The following is a 13,008-nucleotide window of genomic DNA, read 5'->3' as shown; positions in this document are numbered from 1 at the left end:
GTTCACAGTTCACTCCCGGTGCTTAGACAACCCTTGGAACACTAACAGGTGCAGCTGGCACCGGGCTGGATCCGAACGTCCACCGCATGCCCGTCAGCGGGGCCATCCGGGCGCCTCCCTTTGCGTCGTCGTCAGCGAGGGTGCGGGAGAATGGCAGCGTGTTGCCGCAGCGCCGCAACACATGCATCACGATTCGGCTTCGGCACGGATAATCCTCATTCGGTAGGGGACGATGAAGTCCATGAACTTCCGCTCGCTTTCCGGTCACCCCGATCGCACCACAAAACGCCTGATCCGCACCGCATTCGGCCTGACGTTGGCCGGTGCTGCGAGTTTGCTGGTCTCGGGATGCCAACCGCCGTTCTCCGGCGCACCGCCCTGCATGCCGCCCGAATACGTCTTGGATTCCACAAGCTTGAAGGCCGGTGAATCACTCACCGTTTCGGCTCCGGATGCCACATGCGATCCGCGCTACGGCGAGCGCGCCCAGATCCAGATCGATCTCCTGGACGAGCAGAACGAGGCGCTTCTCACCGAGCTGGCTCCGATGGGCGATGCCGGCTCCTTTGAGCACACCCTGCGCATTCCGGCCACCACGAAGCCCGGCAGCTACAGCATCTCCGCCACGCCCTACGGAGTCGATTGGTGCGACGACACCGGCCGCAACAACCGCATTGAAAACCTCGGATTCGGCCAGTCCGGCATGGCCGTCATACGCGTTGCCTGCGCCACTCCATACGTGCCGTTCCGGGTCACCAAATAGCGCGCTGACAGCCATGTTTGGGTTCGTCGGCGTCAGCACCGCGTAGGGCTTTGGCGCCGGGGCGTAAGGATTTCGTGAGGATCGGGTCCACCGCGTTCGGGCGGGTATCTGATGGAGATGTCATCACCGTATCCATCAGGAGGGCCGTCGCCCATCATGCTCGACATCTTGTATCTATTCGCCACCCTCGCGCTGTTCGGCGCGCTGGGACTCGTGGTGCGGGCGGTGGAGAAGCTTTGATCATTTTTGAGCTTGTCGCCGTCGCGCTCGGCATCGCCGGCGTCGCCTACCTTCTTGTAGCACTGCTGAAGCCGGAGCGATTCTAATGTGGTTCACCATCGCCCAGGCCGCCGCACTGGCACTGGCCCTTGCAGTCCTCTACCGTCCGCTGGGCGACTACATGGCGAGGGTATACACCTCCACCAGGGACACGAAGGTCGAACGCGGCCTCTACCGCGTCATGGGCGTGAATCCCTCCGCAGCCCAAACGTGGCAGGCCTATGCACGCTCGGTGCTGGCCTTCTCGCTGATCGGCGTGGTCCTGCTCTATGCACTCCAGCGCCTGCAGGCTTGGTTGCCGCTGGCCTTGGGCCTGCCGGCGGTTCCGCCGGGGCTCGCCTTCAACACCGCAGCATCGTTCGTGACCAATACCAACTGGCAGTCCTACTCCGGCGAATCAACCATGGGTTACTTCGTGCAGGCCGCCGGCCTGGGAGTGCAGAACTTCGCTTCGGCAGCAGTCGGCCTGGCCGTCTCGGTCGCGCTCATCCGCGGCCTGGCCGCACGCAAGGTCTCCACCATGGGCAACTTCTGGGTGGACCTGGTCCGCGGCGTCGTACGTCTGTTGCTTCCGCTGTCGGCAATCGCGGCAATCCTCCTGCTGGCGGGCGGTGTCGTCCAGAACCTCAACGGGTTCACCGATGTGACCACGCTCAGCGGCGGGGTGCAGTCCATCCCCGGCGGGCCCGTTGCGTCGCAGGAAGCCATCAAGCTCCTGGGGACCAACGGCGGCGGATTCTTCAACGCCAACTCTGCCCACCCCTTCGAGAACCCCACGCCGCTGACCAACCTGTTCCAGTGCGTCCTGATGCTGGCCATACCCTTCGCCTTGACCCGCACGTTCGGGGTCATGGTCGGAAACAAGAAGCAGGGCTACACGATCCTGGCCGTCATGGCAGGGCTGTTCCTGATCTCGCTCACCGCACTGACCCTGCTCGAATATGCGGGGGCCGGAACAGGTCCGCAGGCCGCGGGCGCCGCGCTCGAGGGCAAGGAACAACGCTTCGGCATCGGCGGGTCGACGCTCTTCGGCACCACCAGCACGCTGACCTCCACCGGCGCCGTGAACTCCATGCACGACTCCTTCACCGCCCTGGGCGGGATGCTGCCACTGCTGAACATGATGCTGGGCGAGGTCGCTCCCGGCGGCGTCGGATCCGGGCTCTACGGCATGCTGGTCCTGGCCATCATCACGGTGTTCATCGCCGGTCTTTTGGTCGGCCGGACCCCCGAGTACCTGGGCAAGAAGATCGGCTCGCGCGAGATCAAGCTCGCCTCGCTCTACCTGCTCACGGTTCCCACGCTGATCCTTTCCTTCACCGCGTTGAGCTTCGCCATCCCGGGGATCCGCGCCGAGATCGAATCGGTCTCCATCCTGAACCCCGGCCCGCACGGCTTCTCCGAGGTGCTCTACGCCTTCACCTCCGCCGCGAACAACAACGGCTCGGCCTTTGCCGGGCTCACCGCCAACACCCCGTGGCTGAACACGACCCTGGGCATCGTCATGCTGCTCGGCCGGTTCTTGCCCATCCTCTGGGTGCTTGCGCTGGCCGGCACCCTGGCTTCCCAGGACCGCGTCCCCGTCACCGCGGGAACCCTTCCCACCCACAAGCCCCAGTTCTCGGTCCTGCTGGGCAGCATCACCCTCGTCGTCACGGCGTTGACGTTCTTCCCGGTCCTTGTCCTGGGCCCCCTAGCCGAAGGATTGCTCTAACTTCCCATGTCCACTCTCACCAAGCCCCCGACAGAACCGCCGGTCGAAACGGCGGCCCATGCCCACCACCATCCGCACGCCCCGCGGACCAGCGCACTGAGCCTTGCCCAGATCCGCGCCGCCCTCCCGGGTACGTTCAGGAAGCTCGACCCGCGGCAGATGTGGCGCTCCCCCGTGATGTTCATAGTGCTCATCGGTGCGGTGCTCACCACCGCGCTGGCCATCGCCGAGCCCTTCCTGCCGCCGGCTTCCGGCGCGGACAACGCCAACACCCCCGTCGGATTCACCGCCGCGGTGTCCCTCTGGCTGTGGCTCACCGTGCTCTTCGCCAACCTGGCCGAGGCCGTCGCCGAGGGCCGCGGCAAGGCCCAGGCCGCATCGCTGCGCGCCTCCCGCACGTCCACCATGGCCGCCAGGTTCGAGCACTACGACCCGACGGCGGACCCGTCGGGCAGCAACCAGACAACTGTCCTGGCGCCCTCCACCGACCTGCGCATCGGCGACTACGTAAGGGTCGTCGCAGGCGAACTGGTACCGGGCGACGGGGAAATCGTCCACGGCATCGCCGCGGTCGACGAATCGGCCATCACCGGCGAATCGGCACCCGTCATCCGAGAGTCCGGCGGCGACCGCTCGGCCGTCACCGGCGGCACCAAGGTCATCTCCGATGCGATCGTCGTGCGGATCACCACCGCCGTCGGGGACTCGCTGGTTGACAAGATGATCCGGCTGGTCGAGGGCGCCCAGCGCCAGAAGACCCCCAACGAGGTGGCGCTGAACATCCTGCTGGCAACGCTGTCGATCATCTTCCTGGTGGTCGTGCTGGCGCTGAACCCGATCGCCGCGTACTCCAACGCTCAGGTGGGGCTGCCGGTTCTCGTTGCGCTGCTGGTCTGCCTGATCCCCACCACCATCGGGGCGCTGCTCTCCGCGATCGGCATCGCCGGCATGGACAGGCTCATCCAGCACAACGTGCTGGCCCTGTCCGGACGCGCTGTGGAGGCCGCGGGCGACGTGACCACGCTGCTGCTGGACAAGACCGGCACCATCACCTACGGCAACCGCCAGGCAGCCGAGTTCCACCCGCTGGCCGGATACACCGAAGCGGAGCTGGCACGGGCCGCGTCCGACGCCTCGGTCGCCGACGCGACGCCGGAGGGCCAGTCGATCCTGGCGCTCGCCGCGGCCTTGGGCGTGGAGGCCAACCGGAACCCGGACGGCGTTCCCGTCGAATTCACCGCCCAGACCCGCATGAGCGGCATCGACTTTGCGGACGGCAGCGCACTGCGCAAGGGCGCCGGCTCGGCGATCCTGGCCTGGGTCGAGAAGGTCGCGCCGCTGGAGGCGACGCGGCAGCAGGAACTGGAGGCGATCATCGAGAAGATCTCCACCGTCGGCGGAACCCCGCTGGTGGTCGCCACCCGCACCGGGGACACCGCGTCGGTGCTGGGCGTCGTCTACCTCAAGGACGTGGTCAAGGAGGGGCTGAAGGAGCGCTTCGCGCAGCTGCGCGCCATGGGCATCCGCACCGTGATGATCACCGGCGACAACCCGCGCACCGCCGCCGCGATCGCCGCCGAGGCGGGCCTCGACGACTACCTGGCGGAGGCCACGCCGGAGGACAAGATGGAGCTGATCAAGCGCGAGCAGGCCGGCGGCAACCTGGTGGCCATGACCGGCGACGGCACCAACGACGCCCCTGCCCTGGCCCAGGCGGACGTGGGCATGGCGATGAACTCCGGCACCTCTGCCGCCAAGGAGGCGGGCAACATGGTGGACCTGGATTCGGATCCCACCAAGCTGATCGACGTGGTCCGGATCGGCAAGCAGCTGCTGATCACCCGCGGCGCGCTGACCACGTTCTCCATCGCCAACGACGTGGCCAAGTACTTCGCGATCATCCCGGCGATGTTCTCCGTGGTGTTCCCGGGCCTGGCGGTCCTGAACATCATGGGCCTGTCGACCCCGGCCTCCGCGATCCTCTCCGCCGTTATCTTCAACGCCGTGGTGATCGTCTTCCTGATCCCGCTGGCGCTGCGCGGGGTGAAGTACCACCCGCGCTCGGCCGCGGCCACGCTGAACCGCAACCTGCTGATCTACGGCGTCGGCGGGGTGCTTGTCCCGTTCATCGGCATCAAGCTGATCGACATGTTGATCTCGCTGATCCCAGGGTTCTGATGCGCGCCCCAGTTCCCTCCTCCCCCGTCCCGCCCTCCGAAAAGGAATGACCCCACATCATGGCCACCATCCGATCCTGGCCCCGCACCCTCTGGGTGTCGGTGCGCACCCTGCTCATCTTCACCCTGGCGCTCGGCGTGCTCTATCCCGCGGCAATCCTGGGCGTGGGGCGGCTCGCCTTCCCCGCCCAGGCCAACGGCTCGCTGCTTGAGGCACCGGCGCACGCGGCTCCCAACAGTGCCGCCGGCCCTGTCGGCTCCGGGCTGATCGGGCAGACGTTGAACGACGCCTCCGGCAACCCCGACCCGGCCTTCTTCCAGCCCCGCCCCTCGGCCGCCGGCGACGGCTACGACGGGACGGCATCCTCCGGCTCCAACCTGGGCCCGGAGAACCCCAAGCTCCTGGAAGCCATCGCGGAGCGCAAGGCCGCCTACCTGGCCGAGAACCCCGGCACCACCGTGGTTCCGGCCGATGCCCTGACCACATCGGCCTCCGGGCTGGACCCGGACATCTCCGTGGCCAACGCCCTTGACCAGGCGGCACGCGTCGCCAAGGCCCGCTCGCTGGATCTGGCCAAGGTGGTCGCATTGGTCAAGGAACAGACCACCGGGCGGGACCTCGGGTTCCTCGGGGAACCCCGGGTAAACGTGTTGAAACTGAACATTGCCCTGGTGGGGCTGGAGAATTAACACATGACACGCGGAACGCTTCGGGTATTGCTGGGCGCCGCCCCCGGCGTCGGCAAGACCTATGCCATGCTCCAGGAGGGGCACCAGCTGCTGGCCGAGGGCCGCGACGTGGTCCTGGCGCTGGTGGAAACCCATGACAGGGAACCCACCGCCGCGCTGGTGGACGGCCTGGAAATGGTGCCCCGCCGCGTGTTCACCCACCGCGGGGTGCAGCTGAGCGACATGGACCTGGCGGCGGTGCTGGCCCGGGCCCCGGAGATCGCCCTGGTGGACGAGCTGGCGCACACCAACGTGGGCACCGGCGGCAACGAGAAGCGCTGGCAGGACGTGCACGCGCTGCTCGATGCCGGGATCGACGTGATCTCCACCGTCAACGTGCAGCACATCGAGTCCCTCGCGGACGTGGTCCGGGACATCACCGGGGCCGCCCAGCGCGAGACCATCCCCGATGCCGTGCTGCGCGCCGCGGACGCGATCGAGCTGGTGGACCTGACCCCGCAGGCGCTGCGCGCCAGGCTGGGCGAGGGCCTGGTCTACCCGCCCGGGCGCATCGACGCGGCGCTGTCCAACTACTTCAGGCTCGGCAACCTCACCGCGCTGCGCGAGATCGCGCTGCTCTGGCTGGCCGACGAGGTCGACTCGGCGCTGGAAAAGTACAGGGCCGAACACGGGATCTCCACGCGCTGGGAGACCCGCGAACGCGTCATGGTCGCGCTGACCGGCGGCGAGGAGGGCGAGACGCTGCTGCGCCGCGGGGCGCGCATCGCCGCCCGCAGCAGCGGCGGGGAACTCTCCGCCGTGCATGTCACGGCCCCCGACGGGCTGCTCGCCGCGCACCCCAAGGTGCTGGCCGACCAGCGGCTGCTGGTCGAACGGCTCGGCGGCACCTACCACCAGGTGATCGGCGAGGACGTGCCCTCCGCGCTGGTGGAGTTCGCGCGGGCCTCCAACGCCACGCAGCTGGTCATCGGCGCCTCGCGCCGCTCCAAGCTGGCCACGGCGCTGACCGGCCCGGGCATCGGGGCGGGCATCGTGCGCCTGAGCGGGGACATCGACGTGCACATGGTCAACCACGCCGCCGCGGCCCACGGGCACCGGCTGCCGCGCTCCCGCGGGGCGCTGACCCGGGGCCGGACGCTCGCCGGGTTCGTGCTGGCGCTGCTCGGCGGGCCCCTGCTGACCTGGTTTCTGCGCGGGTTGCCCAAGACCGACGACTCCATCACCGTCGACGTGCTCGCCTACCAGTTGCTGGTGGTCATCGTGGCGCTGGTCGGCGGGCTCTTCCCCGCGGTCTTCGCCGCGCTGCTCTCCGGGCTGACCCTCGACTTCTTCTTCATCAACCCGCTGTACACCATCACCATCGCCGAACCCACGCACCTGGTGGTGCTGATCCTGTACATCCTGATCGCCATCCTGGTCTCCGTGGTGGTGGACCAGGCGGCCCGGCGGCACCGCGCCGCCACCAGGTCGGCGGCGGAATCGGCGCTGCTGGCCACCGTCTCCGGCTCCGTGCTGCGCGGTGCCGACGCGCTGGAGGCCCTGCTCAACCAGACCTGCGAGGCGTTCTCCCTGCGGGGCGTGCGGCTTCTCGAGGGCAACGGCGAGACCCACACCGCGGGCACCCCGGGGCCCGGTCCCGCGGGCGCCGTGCTGCCGGTGGGCACGAACGCAACGCTCGAGCTCCACGGCCGGGACCTGCCCGCCGCGGACCGGCGGGCGCTCGCCGCGATCGTCTCCCAGCTGGAGGCCGTGCTGGATTTCCGGGCCGTCTCAGCCGCAGCCAGCGAACTGGCCCCGCTCGCCGAAGCCGATCGCGTGCGCAGCGCCCTGCTGCAGGCCGTCGGCCACGACCTGCGCCGCCCGCTCACGGCCGCGACCACGGCGGTGACCTCGCTGCGTTCCACGGAGGTCGCCTACGGCGAGCGGGACCGGGCGGAGCTGCTGGAGACCGCCGATGAGTCCCTGCACGCGCTCTCCGTCCTGGTCACCGACCTGCTGGACGTCTCGCGCCTGCAGGCCGGCATGCTGGGCGTGAACATGACTTTGGTTTCCGTCGAGGACGTGCTGCTGCCCGCGCTCGAGGAGGCGGGCCTGGGTCCCGCCGACATCGAGGTGGACGTGCCTCAGGACCTGGACCAGCTCACCGCGGACCCGGTGCTCATGCAGCGCATCGTGGTGAACCTGCTGCTCAACGCGCTGCGCTACGGGGCCGGCGCCCGGCGCCCGATCCTCGCCGCCAGCCAGTTCGCCGGCCGCACCGAGGTCCGCGTCATCGACTTCGGCCCCGGCATCCCCGCCGCGGAAAAGGAGGCGATCTTCGTGCCGTTCCAGCGCCACGGGGACACCGACAACCTGACAGGCCTGGGCCTGGGCCTGGCGCTGTCCCGCGGTTTCGCGGAGGGCATGGGCGGGTCGCTGGCCGCGGAGGACACCCCCGGCGGAGGATTGACCATGGTGCTGTCGCTGCCGGCGGCACCAACACCGACGGAACCCACCCCGGGCGGACCGACAGGAGGCGCCAGCGCATGAAGATCTTGATTGCCGACGACGACCCGCAGATCCTGCGGGCCCTGCGCATCACCCTCGGCGCCTACGACTACGAGGTGGTTCCCGCCGCCGACGGCGCCGCCGCGGTGCACCTGGCCGTGGCAACCCACCCGGACCTGGTGCTGCTTGACCTGGGCATGCCCAAGCTCGACGGGCTGGAGGTGATCGCCGCGCTGCGCGGCTGGTCATCCATCCCCATCCTGGTGATCTCCGGGCGTTCCGACGCCTCGGACAAGGTCGCGGCGCTCGACGCCGGGGCCGACGACTACGTCACCAAGCCGTTCTCCACCGAGGAGCTGCTGGCGCGGATCCGCGCGCTCTCCCGGCGCACCCCCGGCGCCTCGGAGGTGCCCGTCATCCGGTTCGGGGACGTGAACGTGGACCTGGCGGCCAAGCAGGTCACCCGGGGGACCCCGGAAAAGCCGGTCAGGCTGACCCCCACCGAGTGGCGGGTGCTGGAGGTGCTGCTGAACAACCCGGGCAAGCTGGTCACCCAGCAGACCCTGCTGACCGAGGTGTGGGGACCGCACCTGGTCAAGGAGACCGGCTACCTGCGCCTCTACCTGGGCCAGCTGCGCAAGAAGCTGGAGGCCGCCCCGGCCGAGCCTCGCTACCTGCTCACCGAGCCCGGCATGGGCTACAGGTTCGTCCCGGACTGAGTCCCCTCGCCGGAGGCCCCGCTAGATCACGTTTTCCAGGAAGGCCCTTGTGCGTTCGTGGCCCGGGTTGTCCAACACCGCCGAGGGCGGCCCGGATTCGACCACCACCCCCCCGTCCATGAACACCACCTCGTCGGCGACGTTCCGCGCGAACCCGATCTCGTGGGTCACCACGATCATGGTCATGCCGCTGGCGGCCAGGCCCTGCATGACATCGAGGACGTCCCCGACGAGTTCGGGGTCCAGCGCCGAGGTCGGCTCGTCAAAGAGCATGAGCTTGGGTTCCATGGCCAGCGCCCGGGCGATGGCCACCCTCTGCTGCTGCCCTCCGGAGAGTTGGGAAGGGTGCAGCGAGGCCTTGTCCCCCAGCCCCACCTGCTCCAGCAGGTCGCGCGCCTGGGCCACGGCCCGCGCCTTGGGGGTCTTCTTGATGCCGATGGGTGCGGCGATGATGTTTTCCAGCGCGGTCATGTGCGGGAAAAGGTTGAACCGCTGGAACACCATGCCGATCCCCTGGCGCTGCCGGGCCACCTCGACGGGCTTCATCTCGTGGAGCTTGCCGTTGCGCTGCGCATAGCCGATGAGTTGGCCGTCGAAGTTGATCCGCCCGCCGTCGATGCGTTCCAGGTGGTTGATGCAGCGCAGGAAGGTGGATTTGCCGGAACCGGAGGGTCCCAGCAGGCACATGACCTGCCCGGCCTGCACCGAGAGGTCGATGCCCTTGAGGACTTCGACCGGTCCGTAGCTCTTCCTGACGCCTTGGGCCTGGACCAGCGGTTGGCGGGCCTCGGTGGCATGGAGCGGGGATGTGGTTTCCAGGGTGCCGTTCATGGTGGTCTTCACTTTCCTAGCTGTGGCGTGCGCGGTTGAACAGGGCGACGATCCGGCCGATGGGCGTGGGGCCCAGGGCTCGGGAACCGCGCCCGTAGTGGCGTTCGAGGTAGTACTGCGGTACGGAAAGGACCGAGGTCAGGGCCAGGTACCAGACGCTGACGACGATGAGCAGTTCCACCTGGTGCAGGTTCTGCGCGGAGATCCTGGCCGCGACGGTGTAGAGCTCTGCCACGGCGATCAGCGAAAGCAGCGCCGTGTCCTTGAGCATCGAAATCGTTTCGTTTCCCATGGGCGGGATGATGACCCGCATGGCCTGCGGCAGTTCGACCTTGAACAGGGTGAACAGCGGGGTCATGCCCAGCGAGTAGCAGGCCTCCTTTTGCCCCGGGTCCACCGAGAGCATCCCGGCACGCACGATTTCGGCGGTGTAGGCGGCCTGGTTGGTGGTCAGGGCGATGACGCCGGCGACGAACGCGGGAATCAACGCGTTGGTGTCCACCGTGAACACCGTGAAGTCGGTGAACGGGATCCCCAACGAGAGTTGCTTGTACAGCAGGCCTAGGTAGCCCCAGAAGACGATCTGCACCAGCAGCGGCGTTCCCCGGAAGATCCACACGTAGAGCCAGGCGACGCCGGCGAGCACCGGGTTGGACGAGAGCCGCATCAGGGCCAGGACGATGCCCAGGATCGTGGAGAGGACCATCGTGATGACTGTCAGCACGACCGTCAGCACCGCGCCCTGGACGATGCGGTCGTTGAACATGTACTTGGAGATCGTGGCGTGGTCGATGTTCGGGTTGTTCCACAGCGAGGTGCACACGCCCACCAGCCCCAGCAGGATGACGGCCGCCAGCACCCACCGGCCCGGGTGTCGCAGCGGGACCGCCTCGATGTCGTGGGGGTTCGGGCTTGCCTCCGACCGCAGTTCCTCCGCGCTTGTGCCTTGCAGCGTGTCATTTCCCGCCATTGTTGACACCGGCCTCGGTCACGGCGAAGTCGCCCAGGTCGTACTTTTCCATCAACTTGGCATAGGTGCCGTCGGCAACCAGGGACTGCAGGGCCAGGCGCAGCGCCTCGGTCAACTCCACGTTGTCTTTCAGCAGGCCGATGCCGGTGTAGACGGGGTTGTAGCCGGACGGGAACTCCGGGTCCTTGACCAGTTCAAAGATCTTTCCGTCCCCGGCGGTTGCCGCGGCGTAGGACGCAACCGCCGCATCCACGACATCGGCAACGGCCTTGCCCGAACGCACGGCGGTCTGGGCGTCGAGTTCGCTGGGCAGCTGCACCAATTCGATGGGGTTCTTGCCCGCGTCCTTGCACTTGGAGGCGTATGCATTCAGGTACTCGCCCTGGATCGTGGCCTTCTGGACCGCAACCGGCTTGCCGCACAGATCGACCAGCGACTTGATCCCGTCGGGGTTTCCCGCGTTGACCAGGATCATGAATCCGGCGTGGAAGTAGTCGACGAAGTTCAGCACCTTCTGGCGCTCGGCCGTGTCGTTCATGCCGGCAAAGATGATGTCGTTCTTCCCCGCCTGCAGCGAGGGGATGGATGCGTCGAAGGCCTGCTGCTGGAAGTTGAACGTGACCCCGAGCTTGGCCCCCATGGCCTGCGACAGGTCGTAGTCCAGCCCGGTGGGGTTGTCGTTTTCGTCGAGCATCTCCATGGGCGGGTTCGGGATGTCGGCCGCCACGTTGATGACGCCCGATTCCTTGAACTTGGCGGGCAGCGCCGCGGCAGCGGTGCTGTCAACGCCGATGTCCAGTGCTGCGGAGCCCGGCCCGGCGTTTGCCGGCTCGTCCGAGGAGCACCCGGCGAGGGTCAGTGCCAGGCCGAGCGCGGCGACGGAGAACATTTTCAGTCCGGGGCGGAAGCGGTTTTCAGTGCTGTTCATGACGGGTTTTCCTTTGGGAGTCCGGGGGGGCACGCAGGTGGGGAGCAAACGATGGGGCAGGGTGAAACGGTTTACCAGCGGCGCTGGAGCGCGGGTTGCTGCGTGCGCAGCAGGTCTTCGTAGGTTTCCCGCGCCACCGCGAGGGTGGAGGAACCATCAGCGCAGAAGATGACCGGTGGCTTGCAGGCGCCGTTGTAGTTGTTGGCCAGCGTGTAGGCGTAGGCGCCCGTGGCCGGCATGGCGACCAAATCCCCGACCTGTGGGTCCGGGAGGGCCACGTCCTGGCACATGAGGTCCCCGGACTCGCATTGGCGCCCCACCACGTCGGCCACCACTGTGGGTTCGGCGCCGAGCTTGGTGGCCAGCAGCGCCTCGTAGCGCTGCCCGGTCAGGGCGATGTCCATGTTGTCGGCCATGCCGCCGTTGACGGCCACGAAGGTCTTGCCGGTGGTCTTGACCGTGTTGACCGTGTACAGGGTGATGCCGGCGCGGGCCACGATGGAGCGGCCCGGTTCGATGATGAGCTTGGCGTCGGCCGGCAGCAGCCTGTCGGCGGCCTCGGTGATGGTGTCCAGGTAGGATTCGACGCTGGGTGCGACCTCGTCGTAGGTGTATTTCACGCCCAGGCCCCCGCCCACGTCGTAGGTGGTGAAGGTGCCGAACTCCGCCACCGACTTCACTGCCTCGGCGAACGGCTCGGTTTCCAGCACCTGGGAGCCGATGTGGACGTGGATGCCCTCGAACTCGAGCATGGGGTGTGCCGCGATGCGGGCAATGGCCCGGGTGATGTCGGCCGGAGGCAGGCCGAATTTGGAGTCGTTTCCGCCGGTGACCTGGGAGGCGTGGGTTGCCGGGGTGATTCCCGGAATCATCCGCAGCAACACCTTTTGCGGTTTGGCGGCCAGCTTCTCGATGCGGTCCAGGTCGTCGAAGTTGTCCACGATGACGGCCCGGATTCCGGCTTCCAACGCCATCTGGATTTCCTGGTCGGATTTGGCGTTTCCGTGCAGATAGATGCGCTCGGGGCTGACGCCCGCGGTCAGTGCCATCATCAGTTCGCCGCCGCCTGCAACGTCGACGCTCAAACCCTCGGCCTGCGCGATGGCGTACATGGCCACGCAGGGAAGGGACTTCGAGGCGAAGAGCACCTCCGAGTTCGGGCGGCGGCTGCTGATCCCGTCGACGAAGCGCCGGATCTGCCGGCGGAGCCCCGTTTCGTCCATGATGTAGGCCGGGGTCCCGTACTGGCGGGCGAGTTCGGTGACGGGGACGCCGCCGATGGACAGTTCGCCGGTGTCGGAAATGGTTGATTCCTCGGGGAGGATCTCCATGAGGAGATCCACCGAGGGCGCTGCTTGCTGGGTCACTGTCATGTGGATGGGATTCCTTCGGGCTGGCAATCACCCCCGCCTCGCGGCCGGAGCGATCAAGTGTGAATGTGATCTGCGTC

The 13,008-nt window shown here is 67.8% G+C and carries 12 protein-coding genes; 8 read left to right on the top strand and 4 right to left on the bottom strand.

Annotation, left to right across the window (positions count from 1 at the left end; translation table 11 throughout):
- Window positions 1–232: 232 nt before the first annotated feature.
- The 8 genes from ACIQLF_RS03810 (at window position 233) to ACIQLF_RS03775 (ending at window position 8,829) form a co-directional block, all read left to right on the top strand.
- Window positions 233–763, top strand: a complete 531-nt coding sequence (locus tag ACIQLF_RS03810) for a hypothetical protein (protein ID WP_400294466.1) — start codon at window positions 233–235, stop codon at window positions 761–763.
- Window positions 764–880: 117 nt separating this feature from the next.
- A complete protein-coding gene (locus tag ACIQLF_RS03805; RefSeq protein WP_400294464.1) occupies window positions 881–1,003 on the top strand; it encodes a hypothetical protein in 123 nt (40 codons plus the stop codon).
- On the top strand, window positions 1,000–1,089 hold the full coding sequence (locus ACIQLF_RS03800; RefSeq protein WP_209999870.1) for a potassium-transporting ATPase subunit F: 90 nt from the start codon (window positions 1,000–1,002) through the stop codon (window positions 1,087–1,089). Before ACIQLF_RS03805 ends, ACIQLF_RS03800 begins: the two co-directional genes overlap by 4 nt.
- A complete protein-coding gene (gene kdpA, locus ACIQLF_RS03795) occupies window positions 1,089–2,756 on the top strand; it encodes a potassium-transporting ATPase subunit KdpA (protein WP_400294462.1) in 1,668 nt (555 codons plus the stop codon). Before ACIQLF_RS03800 ends, kdpA begins: the two co-directional genes overlap by 1 nt.
- A 6-nt stretch (window positions 2,757–2,762) precedes the next feature.
- Window positions 2,763–4,934, top strand: a complete 2,172-nt coding sequence (gene kdpB / locus ACIQLF_RS03790; RefSeq protein ID WP_400294460.1) for a potassium-transporting ATPase subunit KdpB — start codon at window positions 2,763–2,765, stop codon at window positions 4,932–4,934.
- A 59-nt stretch (window positions 4,935–4,993) separates the two neighbouring features.
- Window positions 4,994–5,623 carry a K(+)-transporting ATPase subunit C gene (gene kdpC / locus ACIQLF_RS03785; protein WP_400294458.1) on the top strand — a complete coding sequence of 210 codons (630 nt, stop codon included), beginning with the start codon at window positions 4,994–4,996 and terminating at the stop codon, window positions 5,621–5,623.
- 3 nt (window positions 5,624–5,626) lie between these two features.
- Entirely contained in the window at window positions 5,627–8,152 is a 2,526-nt protein-coding gene (locus ACIQLF_RS03780) for a DUF4118 domain-containing protein (RefSeq protein WP_400294456.1), read from the top strand.
- On the top strand, window positions 8,149–8,829 hold the full coding sequence (locus ACIQLF_RS03775; protein ID WP_400294454.1) for a response regulator: 681 nt from the start codon (window positions 8,149–8,151) through the stop codon (window positions 8,827–8,829). The genes ACIQLF_RS03780 and ACIQLF_RS03775 overlap by 4 nt, the downstream gene beginning before the upstream one ends.
- Before the next feature lie 21 nt (window positions 8,830–8,850).
- On the opposite strand, the gene ACIQLF_RS03770 is transcribed toward ACIQLF_RS03775, so the two are convergent.
- The 4 genes from ACIQLF_RS03770 to lysA form a co-directional block, all read right to left on the bottom strand.
- Window positions 8,851–9,660 carry an amino acid ABC transporter ATP-binding protein gene (locus ACIQLF_RS03770; RefSeq protein ID WP_400295033.1) on the bottom strand — a complete coding sequence of 270 codons (810 nt, stop codon included), beginning with the start codon at window positions 9,658–9,660 and terminating at the stop codon, window positions 8,851–8,853.
- 16 nt (window positions 9,661–9,676) lie between these two features.
- Window positions 9,677–10,630, bottom strand: a complete 954-nt coding sequence (locus ACIQLF_RS03765; RefSeq protein ID WP_400294452.1) for an amino acid ABC transporter permease — start codon at window positions 10,628–10,630, stop codon at window positions 9,677–9,679.
- The gene (locus ACIQLF_RS03760) at window positions 10,617–11,558 is read right to left on the bottom strand and encodes an ABC transporter substrate-binding protein (protein ID WP_400294450.1); all 942 of its coding nucleotides are present in this window, start codon (window positions 11,556–11,558) and stop codon (window positions 10,617–10,619) included. The genes ACIQLF_RS03765 and ACIQLF_RS03760 overlap by 14 nt, the downstream gene beginning before the upstream one ends.
- A gap of 71 nt (window positions 11,559–11,629) precedes the next feature.
- Window positions 11,630–12,931: a diaminopimelate decarboxylase gene (gene lysA / locus ACIQLF_RS03755; RefSeq protein WP_400294448.1), complete on the bottom strand. Its 1,302-nt coding sequence runs from the start codon at window positions 12,929–12,931 to the stop codon at window positions 11,630–11,632.
- Window positions 12,932–13,008 lie beyond the last annotated feature (77 nt).

It is taken from the genome of Paeniglutamicibacter sp. NPDC091659, assembly GCF_044756805.1.
GTDB lineage: Bacteria > Actinomycetota > Actinomycetes > Actinomycetales > Micrococcaceae > Paeniglutamicibacter.
Note: the sequence above shows the minus strand (reverse complement) of the source record. Positions and strands in the feature narration are given on the sequence as shown.